Source organism: Marinobacterium profundum (assembly GCF_001528745.1).
In the GTDB taxonomy this organism is placed as follows: Bacteria; Pseudomonadota; Gammaproteobacteria; order Pseudomonadales; family Balneatricaceae; genus Marinobacterium_A; species Marinobacterium_A profundum.
The window spans coordinates 115,062-134,002 of sequence record NZ_BCNS01000100.1 but is presented as its reverse complement, the minus strand read 5'-3'; the positions used below and the strand labels follow the sequence as shown (position 1 = coordinate 134,002).

19 protein-coding genes and 1 other RNA gene are annotated in these 18,941 nt (G+C 59.0%); 10 read left to right on the top strand and 10 right to left on the bottom strand.

The window, feature by feature from the left end; all coding sequences use genetic code 11:
• Nucleotides 1–149: 149 nt before the first annotated feature.
• The gene (locus MPRO_RS09420) at nucleotides 150–383 is read right to left on the bottom strand and encodes an HP1242/YdcH family protein (protein ID WP_067290885.1); all 234 of its coding nucleotides are present in this window, start codon (nucleotides 381–383) and stop codon (nucleotides 150–152) included.
• Nucleotides 384–736: 353 nt separating this feature from the next.
• Here MPRO_RS09420 and fusA point away from each other — a divergent pair, with 353 nt between their 5' ends.
• Nucleotides 737–2,815, top strand: a complete 2,079-nt coding sequence (gene fusA / locus MPRO_RS09415; RefSeq protein WP_067290882.1) for an elongation factor G — start codon at nucleotides 737–739, stop codon at nucleotides 2,813–2,815.
• A gap of 54 nt (nucleotides 2,816–2,869) precedes the next feature.
• Here fusA and MPRO_RS09410 read toward each other — a convergent pair whose 3' ends face one another.
• From MPRO_RS09410 to hemC, 4 genes are read right to left on the bottom strand one after another with little or no spacing between them, the layout of a single operon-like run.
• Nucleotides 2,870–4,126 carry a heme biosynthesis HemY N-terminal domain-containing protein gene (locus MPRO_RS09410; RefSeq protein ID WP_067290879.1) on the bottom strand — a complete coding sequence of 419 codons (1,257 nt, stop codon included), beginning with the start codon at nucleotides 4,124–4,126 and terminating at the stop codon, nucleotides 2,870–2,872.
• 1 nt (nucleotide 4,127) lies between these two features.
• Nucleotides 4,128–5,282 (bottom strand): uroporphyrinogen-III C-methyltransferase, encoded by a 1,155-nt coding sequence (locus MPRO_RS09405; protein WP_067290875.1) that lies wholly within the window; start codon nucleotides 5,280–5,282, stop codon nucleotides 4,128–4,130.
• Complete coding sequence (locus MPRO_RS09400; RefSeq protein WP_245635059.1) at nucleotides 5,282–6,112, bottom strand: uroporphyrinogen-III synthase; 831 nt, start codon at nucleotides 6,110–6,112, stop codon at nucleotides 5,282–5,284. The genes MPRO_RS09405 and MPRO_RS09400 overlap by 1 nt, the downstream gene beginning before the upstream one ends.
• The gene (hemC, locus tag MPRO_RS09395; protein ID WP_067290866.1) at nucleotides 6,093–7,037 is read right to left on the bottom strand and encodes a hydroxymethylbilane synthase; all 945 of its coding nucleotides are present in this window, start codon (nucleotides 7,035–7,037) and stop codon (nucleotides 6,093–6,095) included. The genes MPRO_RS09400 and hemC overlap by 20 nt, the downstream gene beginning before the upstream one ends.
• 205 nt (nucleotides 7,038–7,242) lie before the next feature.
• Here hemC and argH point away from each other — a divergent pair, with 205 nt between their 5' ends.
• Nucleotides 7,243–8,646 (top strand): argininosuccinate lyase, encoded by a 1,404-nt coding sequence (gene argH / locus MPRO_RS09390; RefSeq protein WP_067290909.1) that lies wholly within the window; start codon nucleotides 7,243–7,245, stop codon nucleotides 8,644–8,646.
• 59 nt (nucleotides 8,647–8,705) lie between these two features.
• Here the strand turns inward: argH and MPRO_RS09385 are convergent, their stop codons facing one another.
• Entirely contained in the window at nucleotides 8,706–9,221 is a 516-nt protein-coding gene (locus MPRO_RS09385) for a glycine cleavage system transcriptional repressor (RefSeq protein WP_173645505.1), read from the bottom strand.
• Nucleotides 9,222–9,450: 229 nt separating this feature from the next.
• On the opposite strand from MPRO_RS09385, the gene MPRO_RS09380 reads away from it, so the two are divergent.
• Together MPRO_RS09380 and MPRO_RS26490 are read left to right on the top strand one after the other, a co-directional pair.
• Nucleotides 9,451–10,362, top strand: coding sequence for an AEC family transporter (locus MPRO_RS09380; protein WP_067290862.1), 912 nt, complete (start codon nucleotides 9,451–9,453; stop codon nucleotides 10,360–10,362).
• A 317-nt stretch (nucleotides 10,363–10,679) separates the two neighbouring features.
• Nucleotides 10,680–10,808 (top strand): hypothetical protein, encoded by a 129-nt coding sequence (locus tag MPRO_RS26490; protein WP_281177162.1) that lies wholly within the window; start codon nucleotides 10,680–10,682, stop codon nucleotides 10,806–10,808.
• Nucleotides 10,809–10,818: 10 nt separating this feature from the next.
• Here the strand turns inward: MPRO_RS26490 and MPRO_RS09375 are convergent, their stop codons facing one another.
• The 4 genes from MPRO_RS09375 to MPRO_RS09360 form a co-directional block, all read right to left on the bottom strand.
• Complete coding sequence (locus tag MPRO_RS09375; RefSeq protein WP_245635058.1) at nucleotides 10,819–11,373, bottom strand: 5-formyltetrahydrofolate cyclo-ligase; 555 nt, start codon at nucleotides 11,371–11,373, stop codon at nucleotides 10,819–10,821.
• A 61-nt stretch (nucleotides 11,374–11,434) separates the two neighbouring features.
• Nucleotides 11,435–11,613, bottom strand: a non-coding RNA gene (gene ssrS / locus MPRO_RS09370) — 6S RNA.
• A 114-nt stretch (nucleotides 11,614–11,727) separates the two neighbouring features.
• A complete protein-coding gene (locus tag MPRO_RS09365) occupies nucleotides 11,728–12,048 on the bottom strand; it encodes a cell division protein ZapA (RefSeq protein WP_067290855.1) in 321 nt (106 codons plus the stop codon).
• Entirely contained in the window at nucleotides 12,045–12,254 is a 210-nt protein-coding gene (locus tag MPRO_RS09360; RefSeq protein WP_067290852.1) for a TIGR02449 family protein, read from the bottom strand. The genes MPRO_RS09365 and MPRO_RS09360 overlap by 4 nt, the downstream gene beginning before the upstream one ends.
• Before the next feature lie 182 nt (nucleotides 12,255–12,436).
• On the opposite strand from MPRO_RS09360, the gene MPRO_RS09355 reads away from it, so the two are divergent.
• The 6 genes from MPRO_RS09355 to MPRO_RS09330 all read left to right on the top strand — a co-directional run bounded on the left by MPRO_RS09355 (nucleotide 12,437) and on the right by MPRO_RS09330 (nucleotide 18,924).
• Complete coding sequence (locus tag MPRO_RS09355; RefSeq protein WP_067290849.1) at nucleotides 12,437–13,039, top strand: UPF0149 family protein; 603 nt, start codon at nucleotides 12,437–12,439, stop codon at nucleotides 13,037–13,039.
• Nucleotides 13,039–14,373: a Xaa-Pro aminopeptidase gene (pepP, locus tag MPRO_RS09350; protein ID WP_067290846.1), complete on the top strand. Its 1,335-nt coding sequence runs from the start codon at nucleotides 13,039–13,041 to the stop codon at nucleotides 14,371–14,373. The genes MPRO_RS09355 and pepP overlap by 1 nt, the downstream gene beginning before the upstream one ends.
• Complete coding sequence (ubiH, locus tag MPRO_RS09345) at nucleotides 14,373–15,635, top strand: 2-octaprenyl-6-methoxyphenyl hydroxylase (protein WP_067290842.1); 1,263 nt, start codon at nucleotides 14,373–14,375, stop codon at nucleotides 15,633–15,635. The genes pepP and ubiH overlap by 1 nt, the downstream gene beginning before the upstream one ends.
• On the top strand, nucleotides 15,632–16,909 hold the full coding sequence (locus MPRO_RS09340) for an FAD-dependent monooxygenase (RefSeq protein WP_102136293.1): 1,278 nt from the start codon (nucleotides 15,632–15,634) through the stop codon (nucleotides 16,907–16,909). The genes ubiH and MPRO_RS09340 overlap by 4 nt, the downstream gene beginning before the upstream one ends.
• 299 nt (nucleotides 16,910–17,208) lie before the next feature.
• A complete protein-coding gene (gene gcvH, locus MPRO_RS09335) occupies nucleotides 17,209–17,601 on the top strand; it encodes a glycine cleavage system protein GcvH (RefSeq protein ID WP_067290839.1) in 393 nt (130 codons plus the stop codon).
• A gap of 126 nt (nucleotides 17,602–17,727) precedes the next feature.
• Nucleotides 17,728–18,924 (top strand): class I SAM-dependent rRNA methyltransferase, encoded by a 1,197-nt coding sequence (locus MPRO_RS09330; protein WP_067290835.1) that lies wholly within the window; start codon nucleotides 17,728–17,730, stop codon nucleotides 18,922–18,924.
• Nucleotides 18,925–18,941: the final 17 nt, after the last annotated feature.

Below are 18,941 nucleotides of genomic sequence, written 5' to 3'. Positions count from 1 at the left end.
CACAAGCTACATCCCTGTAGCTTGTCCGGTGGGCAGCGAAGGCTGTGTAAATCGGCAACCCTGTCGATTTGTCGCTTTAAAGCACCGCCAAAACCACCTCAGGCCAGCCGGCTCTCGCTACGGCCAGCATTCTCGGGCAGTGACCTTGGCTACTGCAGCATTTTCAGTATCTGGTCTTTAAGCTGCACGCGGCGCCGCTTCATCTGTTCAAAATTGTCATCTGTCGTTGGAATATTGCGCATCTCCAGACCACGGACGCTGTGGTCAAGCTTATGGTATTCGCTGGCCAGCCGGGCAAAGGTTTCATTTTCTTCCTTCAACTGGCGAATGCGTGCGGCATGCTGTGGAAAATCTTCATACAGGCTGTGATTGAGGTCGGACATGGGTGTCTCCATCGCTTGGTCATCAGTGAGCCGGGGAGGGGATGCTGCCATCCCTGACTTCAAGTCTAGCTTTCCAGATGTTTCCTTGCCATGGATGCGCCTTTAGGCCCGCAACGCTGCGAATTTTACCGGTGGCCAAAAGCGGTAAATAGCCGGATAGATGCAATACTGAGGCATGCATCAAAGTGGTGGAGGAGCGCGATGAATACGGCGCCGCACAAGAGTCGTGTCCTGTCACTGCTCTGTTCGTGCTCCGGGAGATCGCTGCGGGGTACCACAGTAGCGCCCAGTGTCCGGCATACGGACCTTTGGCAATTGGACACAATCCAGACGGCCTGGCGCCGGGGGGATTTATGGACAGGCGACATTTCGAGCCGGAGAAAATTCGTAACATAGGCATCATTGCCCATATCGATGCCGGCAAGACAACGGCCACCGAGCGCATGCTGTTTTACAGCGGTATTACCCACAAACTGGGCTCGGTGGATGATGGCACCGCCACGACCGACTGGATGGATCAGGAGCGCGAACGGGGGATCACTATCGTCTCGGCAGCTATAACCGCCCAGTGGCGTGATCACCAGATCAATATTATCGACACTCCGGGGCATATCGACTTTACCGCTGAAGTACAGCGCGCGTTGCGGGTGCTGGATGGCGGAGTGGTGGTATTCGATGGTGTTCACGGTGTCGAGTCCCAGAGCGAAACGGTGTGGCGCCAGGCGGAGCGCTATCGAGTACCCCGCATTTGCTTTATCAACAAGATGGATCGGATCGGGGCGGATTTTCAGCAGGCGCTGGTCAGTATCCGGGAGCGCCTGCATGTGACCCCGGTGGCGGTAAATATTCCCATTGGTGCTGAAAGTACCTTTGTCGGCGTGGTGGACCTGCTCGACATGCAGCAGATTCGCTGGCCCGACGAGTACGGTGCTGCACCTTTGCGCGAAGCCATTAGCGATGCCTTGTTGCCGGCGGCGCTGGAGGCTCGCCGGGAGTTGCTGGAGGCGATCTGTGAAACCGATGACGGGCTCTTGGAGCAGTACCTGGCGGATGAGCAGATAGAGCCGGCTCAGTGGCGCGCCGGCCTGCGCCGGGCAACACTGGATAATCGGCTTTATCCCGTATTTTGCGGTTCGGCACTGCGCAATATTGGTGTGCAGCCGTTGCTGGATGCGGTGGTTGATCTTCTCCCGTCGCCCTCCGATCGACTGGAAGTGGTAGGTCATCACCCCATCAGCGGAGAAGAAGAACACTGGAAACTCAGTCTTGATGAGCCCCTTTGTGCACTGGTCTTCAAAACGGTCACCGATCCCTATGCCGGGCAGATGGCCTATGTGCGGGTGTATTCCGGGCGTCTGAAAACGGGCGAGGCGGTGTTTAATCCCCGTACCGGACACAAGCTGCGTATCGGCCGGCTGGTACGGGTATTCGCCGACCGTCGGGAGGACATCGATACGATTCCAGCCGGTGAAATCGATGCGGTAGTGGGGCTCAAGGATGCCATAACCGGCGACACGCTCTGCGCCCTGGATCATCCGCTGGTGCTGGAATCGATCCAGTTTCCGGATCCGGTGATCAATATCGCCATCGAACCCTGTGCGGTGCGCGATAGGGATGAAATGAACCGGGCGCTGGCCCAGCTCAAGGAGGAGGATCCGACCTTTCATGTGCACTTTGATGACAACAGCGGCCAGACCATTCTGTCCGGTATGGGGGAGCTGCACCTTGAGATCCTGATGACGCGTATCGAGCGTGAGCACCATATCAAGGTACGTAGCGGCGCGCCGCGGGTGACGTACAAGGAGACGGTCGCGGGCGCCGTCAGTCACATTGAGGGACGTTACGTGCACCAGAGCGGTGGTCATGGTCAGTTTGGCCATGTGTATATCGACCTGGCCCCGGGTGAGCCTGGCTCCGGGCTGGTTTTTTCACAGCAGATCAAGGGCGGCGTGATTCCGGCTGCCTTTATTACAGCGGTGAAAAAGGGGGTTGAGGAGGCGGCGCAAACGGGTCTGATCGGTGGTCAGGAGGTGACTGATGTCGCCGTGACGCTGGTGGATGGTTCCACCCATAGCGTTGATTCCAGCGAACTTGCATTTAAAAATGCGGCCGTACAGGCGTTCCGGGACGCGGTGCTGCAGGCGCAGCCTAAGCTGCTTGAACCGCTATGCAGGATCACCGTGGTCACCCCGCAAGAGAATCTGGGTGATGTGCTGGGGCAGCTTAGTGCGCGCCGCTGTGAGGTACGCAGCACAGTGCCGCGTGCCGATGGCACCCATGATGTTGAGGGGCTGGTGCCTCTGGCGGAAATGTTCGGCTATGCCACTGACCTGCGTTCAGTCACCCAGGGAAGGGCGCTTTTTACCCTGGAGTTTGATCACTATGCCGCGGTGCCGGACAAGGTACTGGAAAAACTTAAGCTAAAACCCTGAATGCAAAACGGACCCTTGCGGGTCCGTGCTGTGTTGTTGAATTTGACGTGGGTATCAGGCGCTGACCGTTGCGGACTTGTCCGGCATGGGCAGGCTGGGCAATCCGGAACCTGTGGTACTCAGGCCTTCCTGCAGTAATGTTGCGACCCTGTCATGCTCGCCCAGGTGCTGCAGCAGGCGACAGAGTTCGGCGTAGGCATCGGCGCCTGGCTGCAGCGCGATGCTCTGCTCGAAGAAGCCGATGGCCTTGCCCCAGTGCCCGTTGCGCATGGACAGGCGACCAAGAGTCAGCAGCACATCGGCGTTGTCGGGGTGCTCTTGCTGCCACTTGCGGGCGATTTCCAGCTGCTTGTGGGCGTTCTCACCCTGCAGGCGGCCGTATATCCGTACCAGATTGTCGTTCCAGTTACGCTTGATCTGGTCACGCAGGAATATCTCGGCGCGGGCCTCTTCCCCCAGAGTGATCAGCTGGGTGACATAATCGCACACCAGGCCCTCTTCGCTCGTCAGCTGGGTTGGCAGATCCTGCCAGGCGCGATTCAGCACCTGCACGCGGGTCTCATGTTCAGTATCAGCGGGGAGCTGGGCCAGGCTCTGACCAAGGACTGTTCGATGACAGCGCAGCTCAAGGGCCAGCAGCGATTCCTGCGGCAGTATCTTGTTCTGGCGCAGCTCGGGCAGCAGAGCTGCCAGGCCCTGCCAGTCGCCCAGCTGAACCAGGCAGCTGTGCAGCAGACGCAGTACCTGGCTGTGTTTGGGCACTTTGGTCTGCAGCGCCGTCAGGGTGGTGCGGCACTCTTCAAACTGGCCGCGTTCGAACTGCAACTGGGCCTGGGCAATATCAGTCGCCGTGGCGTTCTGCGGGCTTTGCTGGCGCGCCTGCAGCAGTAGCTCATCGGCGCCCTTGTCGTCGCCCTGTTCCTGGGCAGCACGGGCCGCGGTAAGGTAGTTGATCAGGGGCAGTTCGGCTCTGGGTGCCGCCTGGCTAAGATAGCGCTGGGCTTTCCACCAGTTGCCATCGTTGAAGGCTTGCAGGCCCTTGAGGGTTTTGCGGTGAGCGTTGCGCAGTGCGCGACGCTCACCCCAATGGCGCAGTTCGGTCGTGGGGATGCGGGCCTTGGACAGCAGACGCAGCAGTATATAAGCCGCAATAAAGCTGACCAGGCCGGCCACCAGCAGAACCCAAAGGCTGGTTTCGATGGTGGTGCTGTTATAGGACACCAGAACGTAGCCTGGATCCTGCACCATCTTTTCGCCCAGCCAGGCGCCCGCAAACAGAATGAACAGTAAAAGCAGAAGTCCTCGTTTCATGTCACGCGGCTCCTTCCTGCTTCAGTTTGGTCATTTGCTGCAGGTAAGCCTTGAGGGTATTGAGCGAGCCTGAAATATCGGGCACCTCGGGCGAGACCTGCAGCAGCTTGAGTTCGGCTATACCGCGTAGCAGTGCATTGGTGGTGGCATCCTGCGGATCGAAGTAGGTATCAATCCAGTTTTCCGCCTTGCCCAGTGCGCTGTCATAGGCGTTCTGCTTGCGCTGCAGCAGTGCCAGCTGTGCCTGTTCGAGCATCAGGTGCAGATTTTGCTGCAGGAAAAAGTGCTGCTCGGGCGAGAGCAGGGGTTCGACTGGCTCGTCGCGATGCTGGATGACGATGAGCTGCTCGAACTTGCTCATGGCGCCATCCAGGGAGGCCTTGAGGCCCTGGGTCCAGGATTCGGATACGCTGTCCGGTGTGATCTGTTCCAGCATTGCCGGCAGTTCACGCTTGTTGGTGATGGGTACCAGACTCAGGTGGTCCACCTGGATGTTGAGCGCGCCCAGCTGAAGGAAAGCGCCTTCGGTATCCAGACGCGGCACTGACTCCAGGGCGGCAATGTCTGCGGCCAGCGCCTTGCGCACTTCGTAGATAGACACATCGTCGGTTTCTTTCAGAATCAGGTCGGCGGACTTAAGCAGTTTGAGGGCGCCATCGGCGGTCTGCTCCATCAGTACACGCTGATTGGCCAGGCGCAGCAGGTATTCAACTTCTGCCAGCAACCAGTCCTTGCGTGAACTCTGCTGGCCCGACATGACCTGCTGAATGCTCTGGGTCAGGCGTTCCTGCAGCGCATCAATGCCGCTCTTGTCGGTCTGGGCCTGGGTTTTGAGCGTCGCCATCTGCTGCTGCAGATTGTCGAGTTCCTGTGCCAGCTGAGTCTGGCCCTCGGCCTGGGCGCTGTCGGCTTGCTCGCTTATCTGTTGCAGTGCCTGGGCGTTGCCCTGTTGCCATTGCCAGCCCTGCCAGCCCAGATAAGCGATTAGCACCAGGGCGATAATCGACAGCACCAGTGCGACCAGTGCCGGCCATGTCTTGGCTTTTTTTGGGGTATCCGTGCCCTTGGGCGGACTCTGCGTCGGCACCTCGGTTACCTCGGCGTCGATGATTTCGGGCGTCCGGTTTTCTTTGTTTCTATTCCCTGCGTCGCTCATCAGTCTTTTTCCGCGTCGATTTTAGTCAACAGCGCCCCGATCATGCTTTGGTCGTCGGGGCCACTAGCTAGAATAACCTGTTTAAAGCCCGCCTCATGGGCCAGAGTCGCGATTCGCTGGCTTGGAATCACCAGCGGACAGTGCAGCAGTTGCGCCAGTCCCTCGGTACTTCCGACCTGCTCTGCCAGTGCGACAAGGTTACTCAGGCTTTCGCCACTGGTGATCAGGATAGCGGATAAGGGTAGGGCATAAATAGCACTTTCGATGCAGGCCCGGTTCAGTTGCGGCCGAATGCGGCGGTACAGAGTTGCCTGATCAACCCGGGCGCCGCGGGATTGCAGCTCGCTGGCGAGTGTCTCACGGCCACCGTCACCGCGCAGGATCAGGATACGCAAACCCTCGATCTGCTGCAGCTCTGGTGCCTGCAATAATGCTTCGGAGTCATAGCCGCTGCTGCTGTGGCGGGCCTCTATGCCGTAGTCGTGCAGCCTGGCGGCGGTGCTGGCGCCTATGGCCATCCAGTGAACACCAACAGGAAGTTGCGGCCAGTATTCGTCCACCAGGTCGATACCCAAACGGGCGGCATTGGCGCTGATGACGATGACCGCGTGGTACAAATCCAGATCCAGTACACAGTGTCTGGCGTGACTGAACGCAGGATCGGGCTCTGCCAGCGGTTCTATGCTCAGCAGCGGCAGCAGCACAGCTTCGGCACCCTGGGCCCGCAGCAATTCTGCCTGCTGCTGGGACTGGTGGCTGGGCCTTGTTACCAGTACCCGCTGGCCGCTGAGTGGGCCAGGCTGGCGCTGTTCAGTCGGCATTCTGGGCATAAACGGCGGCCAGTATATGATCGGCGCCTGCGGCTAGCAGGCGTTCAGCCAGTTCAATGCCCATGGCCTTGCCCTGTTCCGGGATGCCCCGGATTTCGTCCGACAGTACCTGGGTGCCGTCGGGGCTGGCGACAAGACCGCGCAGCCAGAGCCTGTCCTGGGATTCGTTCAGGGTGGCATAGCAGGCGATGGGGACCTGGCAACCGCCTTCCAGGCGCCGGTTCATGGCGCGTTCGGCCTCGACACACCAGGCACTGGGCTGATGGTGCAGCGGTGCCAGAAGGTCGCGGGTGCGCTGGTCATTCAGCCGGCACTCGATACCGACGGCGCCCTGGCCACCGGCGGGCAGGCTTTCTTCGGCGGGCATGCTGGCGCGAATCCGCTCCTGCAGCTCGAGGCGAATCAGGCCTGCACTGGCCAGTATGATGGCATCGAACTCGCCTTCGTCGAGCTTGCGCAGCCGGGTCTGCACATTGCCGCGCAGGCTGCGGATCACCAGGTCCGGACGCCGGGCGCGCAGTTGCGACTCGCGGCGCAGAGACGAGGTGCCGACCACGGCGCCGGCGGGGAGGTCATCAATGCTGGCGTAGGTGTTGGACACAAAGGCGTCGGTGGGATTTTCCCGGGGGCAGATGACCGCCAGACCCAGGCCTTCAGGGAACTCCATAGGGACGTCTTTCATGGAGTGAACGGCGATATCGGCGTCGCCGTCGAGCATGGCGTTTTCCAGTTCCTTGACGAACAGGCCCTTGCCGCCAACCTTGGCCAGCGGGGTGTCGAGGATCTTGTCGCCACGGGTGGTGAAGCCGATGAGCTCAATTTCAATGCCGGGGTGATGGCGTTCCAGTTCGGCTTTGACGTACTCGGCCTGCCAGAGGGCAAGCAGGCTTTTGCGGGTGGCGATGCGAATTTTATCGGTATTCATCAGGCTCTCGTTTTGACTGTCCCGGGTTTTGCGCCGGGTCCTGAGCGGGGTTGCAGCGATTGTAACAGATCCCTCCGGGACTCTGGATGGGTGCGGCGCAAAGCCGATGCCTGGGGCTCAGGATTTGCCTGTTAAAGGTGATATAATTCGCCACCAGTTTCAGCTGCCGGAGGCCCGGTGGTCACTCCAGTCAGAGGTTTTCCTGATGAGCAACAAAACCAATCAGCAATGGGGCGGTCGTTTCAGCGAGCCGACCGATGCCTTCGTCGCCCGTTTTACCGCATCCGTTGAGTTTGATCAGCGCATGTACCTGCAGGACATTCAAGGCTCCATCGCCCACGCCAAAATGCTTACCGCCGCTGGCGTACTGACCGACGCCGAGCGTGACGATATTATTCGTGGTCTGGGCGAGATTCGTGTCGAAATCGAGCGCGGCACTTTCGAGTGGTCCATCGCGCTGGAAGATGTACACATGAACATCGAAGCGGCGCTGACCCAGAAAATCGGCATTACTGGCAAAAAACTGCATACCGGCCGTTCGCGCAACGACCAGGTTGCCACCGATATTCGTCTCTATGTCCGCGCCGAAATTGATCGCATTCTGGCCGAAATCAGCCGCTTGCAGCAGGGCATGCTGAGCTTGGCCGAGCGTGAAGTCGACACCATCATGCCGGGCTTTACCCATCTGCAGACCGCCCAGCCGGTGACCTTTGGCCACCACGTTATGGCCTGGTTCGAAATGCTGAGCCGGGATTACGAGCGTTATGTCGACTGCCGCAAGCGCGTGAACATTATGCCGCTGGGTGCTGCGGCGCTGGCTGGCACGACCTATCCGATTGACCGCAACATGACCTGCAAGCTGCTGAACTTCTCGGCACCGGCGGGCAATTCTCTGGATGCCGTGTCAGATCGGGATTTCGCCATCGAGTTTTGTGCAGCTTCCAGCATACTGCTGATGCATATGAGCCGCATGTCCGAGGAACTGGTGCTTTGGGCGTCGGCGCAGTTTGATTTCATCAATCTGCCGGATCGTTTCTGCACCGGCTCGTCGATCATGCCGCAGAAGAAAAATCCGGATGTGCCAGAGCTGGTGCGTGGCAAGAGCGGTCGCGTGTACGGTCACCTGATGTCGCTGCTCACGCTGATGAAATCCCAGCCGCTGGCTTACAACAAGGACAACCAGGAAGACAAGGAGCCGCTGTTCGATACTATCGACACCGTCAATGGCTGCCTGCGTGCTTTCGCCGATATGGTGCCGGCGCTGGAATCTCGCAAGGAAAGCATGCGCAACGCCGCCATGCGCGGCTTCGCTACCGCCACGGATCTGGCGGATTACCTGGTGCGCAAAGGCGTTGCCTTCCGTGATGCCCACGAAATTGTCGGTAAATCGGTGGCCTTTGGTATCGCCGAAGGGCGGGATCTGAGCGAGATGACGCTGGCTGAGCTGCAGCAGTTCTCCGCTGAGATTGGTGATGATGTGTTTGATGTGCTGACGCTGGAAGGCTCAGTGGCGGCGCGTGATCATATCGGCGGTACTGCACCAAATCAGGTGCGTGCAGCGGTGGCGCGCGGGCATGAGCTGCTGGCGACGCGCGGCGACGTGGCCTAAACGCGGCGCTGTTCCAAGCTGCTCCGGCGGGCTTTTAAAGTCCGCCGGGGCAGGGTCGTCTAATTCAGAGTAATGTCCACCATCAGATCACTGGCGATGGCTTCCAGCGCCAGCTGCAGTTCGTCTATATCCAGCCCCTCGGGGGCCAGCAGGCTCGCCTGAGCCTTGAACAGCTGCTCGCCGGACATGGAGCCGGAGGTGAGTTCCGTATCCAGACTTTCCACGTTGATGTTCCGCGTGGCTAGCGCCTGGGCGATTTCACGTACGATGCCGGGCTTGTCATGGCCTACCAATTCGAGCTGAATAGGGCTGCGACTGGTGTCGCTGGCGGTGTCGTCATTGCGCTCGGTCATCACCTTGAGGCCCTGGCTCTGCAGTGCACTCAGCGCCTGCTCCAGCGCACTGACGTCATCTGCCGGAACACTGACGATCAGAATACCGGCAAACTTGCCGCCCAGACGCGACATGCCGGACTCAAGCCAGTTGCCGTTGTGACGGGCAATGGTCTGGGACAAAATTTCCACCAGACCGGGTTTGTCCGGGCCTATGGCAGTTAATACCAGGGATGTCATCATGTTACGCTCCTGTATGCAGTTACCTAGCGCGCGGGCCACAGAGTAGGCCGGCGTGCGCAATAGTGCGGACTGTCCCGCGGTGCTGTCCCTTGTCGGGCAGCGCCGGCGCCCAATCCTGAGTGTGTCCGGTTTGTGTCCGGGTCGCAAGAGTAAAGCAGCGGCTCGCCTGAGGGGCAGCTGTCCAGTATTCTCCAGTGCTGTTTAAGCCGAATGACAGGGAGCTGATGTCATGTTCGATATGCTGTTAATGCTTTGGCCCGTGTTCGCATTGCTGATGCTGGGCGTGCTGGCGCGCCGTTATAGTTTTCCCGGCGAGGACTTCTGGCCGCTGGCAGAGAAGGCGACTTATTTCGTGCTTTTCCCCGTGCTGCTGGTGGCCCGCTTGAGTCAGGCGGATATCAGCGATGTGCCCATTGGCAGTATTGGTCTGGCAATTCTGTTGCTGCTGCTGGGTGGTACGCTGCTGTGTTATCTGTTGCGCCCGTTGTTAAAACTCGATGGCGCCGGATTTACTTCCTTTTATCAGGGGGGGGTGCGCTTCAATACCTATGTCGGGCTGGCGATGGTCGCGGCGATTTACGGCGATTCGGCACTGGCGGTGTCGGCAGTCATTATCGCTTTTATGATTGTGCTGCTTAATGTGTTTTGTGTGCTGGCGTTTGCGTTTCATGCCGGCGGATCCCCGGGGCTGCGTCCGGTGTTGCGCAATTTGGCGCGCAACCCGTTGATTCTGGCGTCCGTACTAGGCCTGTTGCTTAATTACAGCGGCATTGGCATGCCTTCGATGGTGCGTCCGGTGGCCGAGCTACTGGGGCAGATGGCGTTGCCGCTGGGGCTGCTGGCGGTGGGTGCCGGATTGAGCCTGAAGGCACTGCGAGCGGTGGGGCCTGCGCTGCTGGGGGCGTCGGTGATCAAGTTGTTGCTGTTGCCGCTGTTGGCGCTGGGGCTGGCACAGCTACTTTCACTGGGGGATCAGACCCGCAATCTGCTGATTTTGTTTGCCGCGCTGCCCACGGCGAGCTCAGCCTATATTCTGGCACGGCAGCTGGGTGGCGATGCCCCCATGATGGCGGCGATCATTACCGGTCAGACGTTACTTTCTGCATTAACAATTCCGCTCATGTTGGGCTGGTTGACCTGAGCTTGATAGCGGTTTTTTTGGGGCTTTATGTAGCGTTAAGGCGACAGTCGTTTTGTTCTGTATAGGGCTGATTTCCAATGCTGTCATGGCTGTGAAAACTGCCGGGCGGCCAAGCTGTCGCGGCATATTGTGAATTTCAGTGCATCGGGAGCAAAATAAACCCGAGTTGCGACCGACAATTTAAATAAAGTAGGCAACAGCTGTTGCAATATTGCTGCAGTATGGAACACTACACGGCATTCTGATTCTCGGAGTTGCCGCATACAGTTATTACAACGGCTGCTCCTTCTTACCTGATAAGAGGTTAATTGCGGCGTATGAAAAATGGTCCGGATCTGATGATGGTGATCGTTATGGTCTTTCTCATCGGTTCAATTATGACTGGTGTTTCGCAAAGCGATTTTCAATTCGCTGCGCTGGTCGAGCAGGTCTTCAGCAACAGCTGAGTTGCTGCGGCTACAGCCTGTAGCCGCGACAGTCTGTCACTATGCCCGCAAGCGGTATGTCCCAGCTTGCAACGGGTAGTTCGTTAACTCTCTGAATATCATGCGCCAGGCCGATCAGTTTCGGTCCCTGTGGCCCTTTGCGTTGTTTAAAGCTGAAAGTTCGATCGTAATAACCCCCTCCCATGCCCATGCGTGCGCCACTGGCATCAAATGCAACCAGTGGCAGTAATACCAGGTCAAGCGCCTGGGGCGGCCGCTTGGGCGCTCTTCTGAGTTTGGGTTCCAGAATTCGGTAGATATTGCGCTGCATGGGGGTAGTGCGATCATAAGGCACAAACCAGAGTCGGTTGTGGCGAATGGGGTGCAGTACAGGCAGATAAACTTGCTTGCCCTGGCGCCAGCAAAGTTCGATCACCGGAGTCGGGTCAATTTCACCATCGTTGGGCAGGTAGAGTGCAATATGCCGGGCGCGATGAAAGGCGGGTAATCGACACAGGTTGGCCAGTAGTTTAGCTGCGGCGTCACGCTGCTGTCGGGCGCTAAGGGCTCGACGGCGGTCGCGCATTTCGCGTCTCAGAAGCTGGCGTTGATCAGGTGTAGGCAAGGACATGGGCAATAGTCTGAAAGGGCTCCCCGGGAGTGCCGGTAACGTTCGTGGCCCTGAACCCTAAGGTTCAAGGTGGGGGCCTTCGAATACATCAGGCTTTCCGCTAAACGGACATGCACACCAGCATCACAGAAGGCCTCCAGGGGTGTACTTATCGGCTCGAGGGACTTGAACGCCTGTCGAACACCCCAGGGAGTGGTTACCATTATACGCGTCTGCAACTGGATGTCAGGACTTGAAATTTAATTCAATTTAGCTAAGCGCGCTTTTACTTGGTTGATATTTAAACAATTTTTTCGCCATGAAGAATTTTCAATCATCGGCTTCGCGATTTTCAAGCTTCGAGCGCCCTAGGGACTGATCAATTTTGCTGCCCAGATGGCGCACCTGGTTTTCAATATGCTGCTGGTTGTCGGCATGACTTCTGAGCAGTTCATGGGCGATGTTCAGCGCCGCCATGACCGCGACCCGTTCCAGGCCGACTGTTTTGCCGTTGCCGCGAATGTCGCGCATCTTCTGATCAAGGTAGTCGGCAGAGGTCAGCAGTTCAGCTTCAGCCCCCTCGGGACAGGCGATCATGTATTCCTTGTCGAGCAGCTTGATCGTGACCTTGTGTGCTTCGGTTTTGCTCATGCATTTTGCTCCAGTGCCTTGAGTCGCTGAATCATGGACTCGACTTTGCTGCGGGTCTGGTCATTCAGTTGCAGCAGACGGGCACGTTCATCCTTTAATTGCGTTTCCTGTGAGCGCAGTCGCTGGTTTTCCTGCTCCAGCCGGTGACAGTGATCGAGCAACTGATCGATTTTTCGTTCCAGGGCGTTGAAATAGTGGTCGTTCATGCTCAGTCCCGGCAATGTGATCAAGGGGGAAATATAAACAGCGCTTGGTTAAGGGTCAATGAAAGGCACTCGCAGTGCGCCGCTGTGCAATAGTGTTCAGCCGGTCAGGCTGCTAGGATATCGGCAACAGTGAACCCCTGGTCGTGACCTGGTACACGTCCGCAGGAATTGAGCGAAGACTGATGATAGCAGATACCGAAAACCACTCCGCCCCGGCTGATTTTGATGATATTGCCAATGTGCTTGTCGGCGAAGGTGTGCAGGAAATATCCCCGGCTGAATTACATGGCCTGCTGAGTGGCTGTCTGGTGGCGGGTGCAAGGCCCGATCCTGCAGCCTGGCTGCAGCTGGCTGCGACCTTTCTGGAAATCGACGACTTCACCCAAGAGGTATCCAAGGTGCGGGTGCTGGAGATGTTTGGGCATGCGCTGGCGCAGCTTGAGGGCATGGAGCTTGATTTTGATCTGTTACTGCCGGATGACGATGAATTGCTGTCGTTGCGCGCGGCCTGTCTGGGGCAGTGGTGCCAGGGCTTTTTGAGCGGGTTCGGCCAGTACGGCAAGCAAACGGACGATAGTCTGTCGCAGGAGTCACGTGAAGTGCTCTCCGATCTGAGTGACATTTCCCAGATCGTGGCAGATGACGATGACGGCGAAGAAGGCGAGTCCAACCTGATGCAGGTGGAGGAGTATGTCCGCATGGCAGCGCTGATGCTGTTTGCCGAATGCAACAAAGCGCCGGATGACAGCCCCGCTGAGCCGACCGCGCCCCAGACGTTGCACTGATGATGAAATCACGCCTGCCCCAGAGCGAATTTGCTGCCCGTCGTGCCCGCCTGATGGCGCAACTGCCGGCCGGTGGTCTTGCCATAGTTCCCGGCGCCTCAATGCGGGCCCGCAACCGGGATGTCGAGTATCCTTTCCGTCAGGACAGTGATTTTTATTATCTCACCGGTTTCAATGAGCCTGATGCGGTACTGGTGCTGCTGCCGGGCCGCCGCGATGGCGAGATGGTGCTGTTCTGCCAGGGGCGGGATGCGGAGATGGAAATCTGGCACGGCTACCGCACGGGGCCTGAAGGCGTAGTGCGGCACTACGGTGCCGACGAGGCGCATGCTGTGGCGGACATAGATCAGCGTCTGCCGGAACTGCTTGATGGCCATCGCAGCATCAGCTACTCCATCGGCACTGATGAGGCTTTTGATGGTCGTGTGCGGCAGTGGCTCAAGACGGTGCGCTCGCGCTCGCGCCAGGGGGCTGTAGCGCCGGTTGAGCTGGTAATGCTGGATCCGCTGCTGCACGAACTGCGGCTGTTCAAATCAGAGGCCGAAATTGGCCTGATGCGTGAAGCCGGCGTTATTTCAGCCAAGGCGCATGAGCGCGCGATGCAACGCTGCAGGCCGGGTCTGTTCGAGTATCAGCTCGAGGCGGAAATCAGCCATCACTTTGCCATGCAGGGCTGTCATCTGCCGGCCTACTCCTCCATCGTTGGGGGCGGTGCCAACGGCTGCATACTGCACTACACCGAGAATCGCGACGCTTTGCGGGCCGGTGATCTGGTACTGATCGATGCGGGCTGTGAGCTGGAATACTATGCCGGCGATATTACCCGTACCTTCCCGGTGGACGGGCGCTTCGGCCCTGAGCAGAAGCAGCTGTACGAGCTGGTGCTGCGCACGCAACTGGCCTGTATCGAATTGGTGCGCCCGGGTGTGCTCTGGAATGAAGTGCATGACCTGTCGGTGCAGATGCTCACCGCAGGGCTGGTTGAGCTGGGGCTGCTGGAAGGCGAGGTCGATGTGCTGATCGAAGCCGGTGCCTATCGCGAGTTCTACATGCATCGGCTGGGGCACTGGCTGGGCATGGATGTACATGATGTCGGCGACTATCGCGTTGCCGGTGAATGGCGCCCGTTGCAGCCTGGCATGGTGATGACGGTGGAGCCCGGGCTCTATGTATCACCCCATAATGAGCGGGTCGAGCCGCGCTGGCGTGGCATCGGTATCCGTATCGAAGATGACGTGCTGGTGACCGAAACGGGTTGCGAAGTATTGAGCGCGGCGGCGCCCAAAACGGTGGCCGAGATTGAGCAGCTGATGGCAAGGGCCCAACACTCCTGATGAAACCGCATTATGACCTGATCATCGTTGGTGGCGGCATGGTAGGTGCGAGCCTGGCCTGCGCCCTGGCACCTGCTGCCCAGGCGTTGGGGCTGGATATTGCCATTGTTGAGCCAGTGCCACTGCGCACGGATGACCTGACCTATCAGCCCAGTTACGACGCCCGTGCCACGGCGCTTGCCTATGGCAGTCGCAGTGCCTATGAACGCATGGGTATCTGGCAGACGCTGGCGCAGCACATCACCCCCATCGGTGAAATTCATATTTCCGATCGTGGTCACTTTGGTGCCTCGCGCCTCAATGCCGCGCAGCAGCGTGTGCCGGCGTTGGGTTATGTGGTTGAGAACCAGTGGCTTGGCCAGGTGTTGCTGAATCGGCTGCAGCAGTCAGAGTGCGGCCGCATTGATTATCTCTGTCCGGCCGAAGTGGCGGAAATTGTTCCCGGCGCCGGCCAGATGGGCGTTACTGTCAATCAGGGCGGCTGTGCAGCAAAGCTGAGCTGCGAGCTGGTGGTTATGGCGGATGGTGGGCGCTCCGAGTTGCGTGAGCGTCTGGGCATTGGCTATAGCTACAGCGCCTATGAGCAGCATGCGCTGATTGCCAATGTCAGCCCGGATAGACCGCACGGCGGCGTTGCTTATGAGCGTTTTACCGATCAGGGTCCCATGGCGTTGCTGCCGTTGCAGGATCAGGATGCCCGGCACCGCTGCGGGTTGGTCTGGACGCTGTCGGACGACGATACCCAGGTACTGATGGAGATGGACGACGCAGGTTTTCTGGCGCAGCTGCAGCAGCGGTTTGGCTATCGCGCCGGGCGCTTTGTGCAGGTGGGCGAGCGCCATGCCTATCCGTTGCAGCTGGTGCTGGCAGAAGAGCAGGTACGCGCGGGTCTGGTCGTGCTGGGTAATGCGGCTCATGCGCTGCACCCGATCGCGGGCCAAGGCTACAATCTTGCACTGCGGGGCCTCGTCAGCCTGGCGGACCATCTGATTGCTGCGAAGCAGCAGGGGCGTTCGCTGGGCGATCTGGCGGTGCTGCAGAGTTATCACGAGCAGATGCGCAGCGATCAGCAGCGCACCATCGGCTTTAGCGATGGCACCATGAAGTTGTTTACCAGCCGCAACCCGCTGCTGACCCTGGGGCGCAACCTGGGGCTGCAGGCGCTGGATATTTGCCCGACGGGCAAGACCCTGTTCGCCCGCAGCGCCATGGGGCTGGATACACCTGCGCCTGGGTTGCAGCCTTGGGAGGGGCCCTTATGAGCGAAGTGATGGATGCTGATCTGGTGATCGTCGGCGCCGGCATGGTGGGTTTGACGGCGGCGCTGGCGCTGCGTGACTCGGGACTCCGCATTATGCTGCTGGAGAGCCGGCCGGCGCAGTCGCAAAGTCCGCTGCAGCAGGTGCAGGAGGCAACCGCTCAGGGGTTTGATGCGCGGGTGAGTGCGCTAACCTGTGCCTCCGAGCAAATACTGCGCTCAGTGGATGCCTGGCCGGTGATGCAGTCGCTGCGCCTGAGTCCCTACACCGATATGGATGTCTGGGACGGCGAGGGTACCGGTCGCACACACTTCAGTGCCGCCGATCTGCATGAGCCCTATCTGGGACATATCGTTGAGAATCGCGTCATTCTGGCCGGGCTGCGCACCGCCCTGGCCGAACAGCCGCATATTCGGCTGTTTGAGGGTGTCGAGGTGCGAGCACTGTCCGAACCCCGTAGCTCTGCTGCTGGTTTCTGGCGCGAGCTGGCACTGTCTGATGGCCAGGCAGTGCGCACTCGCCTGGTGATCGCGGCGGACGGTGCGCTGTCACGCACCAGGCGGCTTGCTGCACTGCCAACCTGGGAGTGGGACTATGGTCACCACGCCATTGTGACTACAGTGCGTACCGAGCGCAGCAATGGCGCCACCGCCTGGCAGCGCTTTACCGATGATGGCCCGCTGGCGTTCCTGCCGCTGCGCGATGGCGCCGATGATCATCTGAGCTCTATTGTCTGGTCAACCTCGCCGGAGCATGTGCGTGAGTTGATGGGGCTTGAGAATGCGGCTTTCTGTACGGCGCTGGAGCGGGCTTTCGAAGGTCGCCTGGGCGCTGTGGAATGGGCGGATCAGCGCCACAGTTTTCCGTTGCGCCAGCGCCATGCCAAGCGCTACGTGCAGGACGCCTTTGCCGCTATCGGCGATGCGGCCCACACCATTCATCCGCTGGCGGGCCAGGGGGTGAATCTGGGGCTGCTGGATGCGGCGGTGCTGGCGGAGGTTGTTGAGGCGGCGGCGGCCAGAGGAGATGACATAGGTGCAGCACGTATTCTGCGTCGCTATCAGCGCAGACGTCAGGGCGAAAACCTGCAGATGGCGGCCGGTATGGAAGGCTTCAAGCGATTGTTCGATAGCCAGCAGCCGCTGCTGGTGCTGGGGCGAAATATCGGCATGCAGTGCTTTGATCGTCTTGGTGCGGTGAAAAACCATCTGGCGCTGGTGGCCATGGGGCTATCAGGCGAGCTGCCTGCACGGGCCCGGCGCCCCTGCGGCGATTGATCTGCTGCGGGATAGTCTATACATTGGCGTCCCCCGGGCCCAGGCTGGCAGGCAGGGTGCGCCGGCCCGCGGAGTCTGGCTGATTTATGTCTATACTGGGGCCAGTCGACAGTTGCCGCAGAGGGTCCTTAAACAGGGCGTTAAAAGTACCGGTTTAGGTGCTGTGTTGCAGCAGCACCTGCGTTGGGGGTGGCCAGCCCCGAGTTATACCACTACAAGCATGTGCCAGTTATTAAGTCAGGCGCTAGCAGGCGTCGGATTAATAAAACTCGTAATCCTGAGAAGGGTAGGAAACGGAAATGAGTGAGATTCCAGCTGAATTGAAATACGTCGCCAGCCACGAATGGGTTCGCGTCGAGGATGACGGTACCGTGACCATTGGCGTTACTCACCATGCGCAGGATCTGTTGGGTGATGTGGTGTTCGTTGAACTGCCGGATGTGGGCGCTCAGCTGTCCGCCGGTGATGACGCAGGTGTGGTCGAGTCGGTCAAGGCGGCATCGGACATCTATGCGCCGCTGTCCGGTGAAGTGGTTGCAATCAATGAAGACCTCGAAGACTCGCCTGAACTGGTTAACAGCGATCCTTTCGGTGATGGCTGGTTCTTCCGCATGAAGCTGTCCGACACAGTGGAGCTGGATGAGCTGCTCGACGCCGATGGCTATAATGAGCTGTGCGAATCCGAAGCCTGATCTAGCAGCCTGCGTGGCCACCTGACTGTCCCGGCCACTGGCCGGGACAGTCATTTTCACATTCAAGCACGGTGCCGGTCAGCAGACGCGGGTGCCGGCAAGACCTCAGGAAATGTAGTCATAGATATGTCACTGAAACGCTTATGCCTCAAACCGGGTGCCGAGAAACGCCTGCGCGGTGGTCATCTCTGGATTTACAGCAACGAGGTCGATAATCAGAAATCACCCCTCAAGAGCTTCGCTGCGGGCGAACAGGTGGTGGTCGAATCCGATCGAGGCAAGGCGCTGGGCGTCGCCTACGTTAATCCCAATACCCTGATTTGCGGTCGCCTGGTCAGCCGAGACCTGGAATATAAACTGGATCGCTCGCTGCTGGTACATCGCCTCAATGTGGCGCTGTCGCTGCGTGAAATGTGCTTCAAAGAGCCCTGCTATCGACTGGTCTACGGCGATTCCGATGGTTTGTCGGGGCTGGTGATTGACCGCTTCCACGATATCTTCGTGATACAGATTTCTACCGCCGGCATGGAAGCTGTGATCGAAGAAATCGTCGCTGCGCTGAACAAGGTTTTCAAGCCCGAAGCCATACTGCTGCGCAATGACGGCAAGATGCGTGAAATGGAAGGTCTCGAAACCTACGTTGAAGTGGTGCAGGGCGAGATTGCTGAGCTTAGCCCACTGATAGAAAACGGCGTGTCCTTGCTGGCGCCGCTGCAGCGTGGCCAGAAAACGGGATGGTTCTATGACCATCGCGTCAACCGTGCCCGCATGCAGGAACTGGTCAAAGGCAAGCGTGTGCTGGATCTGTTCAGCTACGTCGGCGGCTGGGGCGTGCAGGCGCTGGCGGCTGGTGCCGAGATGGTCAGCTGCGTGGATGCCTCGCACTTTGCACTGGATGTGGCGCGGGAAAACGCGCGCCTGAATGGCAAGGAAGATCGTTTCGACCCGCTACACGGCGATGCCTTCGATATCTGCAAGGCGCTGATCGCGGAGAAAGAGCGCTACGATGTGGTGATTGTGGATCCACCGGCTTTTATCCAGAAGAAGAAGGATATCCGTAACGGTGAGCGTGCCTATGCCCGTATCAATAACTTTGCCATGCGCCTGCTGAATCGCGAGGGTGTGCTGGTGTCCGCCTCCTGCTCCATGCACCTGCAGCGGGAAAGCCTGGTGGATATCATTCGCAGCAACAGTCGCGAGCTTGATCGCAACTCGCAGATTTTCGATCAGGGTCACCAGGGCGCGGATCACCCGCTGCACCCGGCGATTCCGGAAACTGATTATCTGAAAGCCCTGTTTGTGCGGGTGTTGCCGGTCAGCTAAGACCTGACAGATCAGCC

Bases quoted from the DNA above. Each gene is read 5' to 3' on its own strand.
- MPRO_RS09420 (WP_067290885.1), bottom strand. From the start codon at position 383: ATGTCCGACCTCAATCACAGCCTGTATGAAGATTTTCCACAGCATGCC.
- fusA (WP_067290882.1), top strand. From the start codon at position 737: ATGGACAGGCGACATTTCGAGCCGGAGAAAATTCGTAACATAGGCATC.
- MPRO_RS09410 (WP_067290879.1), bottom strand. From the start codon at position 4,126: ATGAAACGAGGACTTCTGCTTTTACTGTTCATTCTGTTTGCGGGCGCC.
- MPRO_RS09405 (WP_067290875.1), bottom strand. From the start codon at position 5,282: ATGAGCGACGCAGGGAATAGAAACAAAGAAAACCGGACGCCCGAAATC.
- MPRO_RS09400 (WP_245635059.1), bottom strand. From the start codon at position 6,112: ATGCCCAGAATGCCGACTGAACAGCGCCAGCCTGGCCCACTCAGCGGC.
- hemC (WP_067290866.1), bottom strand. From the start codon at position 7,037: ATGAATACCGATAAAATTCGCATCGCCACCCGCAAAAGCCTGCTTGCC.
- argH (WP_067290909.1), top strand. From the start codon at position 7,243: ATGAGCAACAAAACCAATCAGCAATGGGGCGGTCGTTTCAGCGAGCCG.
- MPRO_RS09385 (WP_173645505.1), bottom strand. From the start codon at position 9,221: ATGATGACATCCCTGGTATTAACTGCCATAGGCCCGGACAAACCCGGT.
- MPRO_RS09380 (WP_067290862.1), top strand. From the start codon at position 9,451: ATGTTCGATATGCTGTTAATGCTTTGGCCCGTGTTCGCATTGCTGATG.
- MPRO_RS26490 (WP_281177162.1), top strand. From the start codon at position 10,680: ATGAAAAATGGTCCGGATCTGATGATGGTGATCGTTATGGTCTTTCTC.
- MPRO_RS09375 (WP_245635058.1), bottom strand. From the start codon at position 11,373: ATGCGCGACCGCCGTCGAGCCCTTAGCGCCCGACAGCAGCGTGACGCC.
- MPRO_RS09365 (WP_067290855.1), bottom strand. From the start codon at position 12,048: ATGAGCAAAACCGAAGCACACAAGGTCACGATCAAGCTGCTCGACAAG.
- MPRO_RS09360 (WP_067290852.1), bottom strand. From the start codon at position 12,254: ATGAACGACCACTATTTCAACGCCCTGGAACGAAAAATCGATCAGTTG.
- MPRO_RS09355 (WP_067290849.1), top strand. From the start codon at position 12,437: ATGATAGCAGATACCGAAAACCACTCCGCCCCGGCTGATTTTGATGAT.
- pepP (WP_067290846.1), top strand. From the start codon at position 13,039: ATGATGAAATCACGCCTGCCCCAGAGCGAATTTGCTGCCCGTCGTGCC.
- ubiH (WP_067290842.1), top strand. From the start codon at position 14,373: ATGAAACCGCATTATGACCTGATCATCGTTGGTGGCGGCATGGTAGGT.
- MPRO_RS09340 (WP_102136293.1), top strand. From the start codon at position 15,632: ATGAGCGAAGTGATGGATGCTGATCTGGTGATCGTCGGCGCCGGCATG.
- gcvH (WP_067290839.1), top strand. From the start codon at position 17,209: ATGAGTGAGATTCCAGCTGAATTGAAATACGTCGCCAGCCACGAATGG.
- MPRO_RS09330 (WP_067290835.1), top strand. From the start codon at position 17,728: ATGTCACTGAAACGCTTATGCCTCAAACCGGGTGCCGAGAAACGCCTG.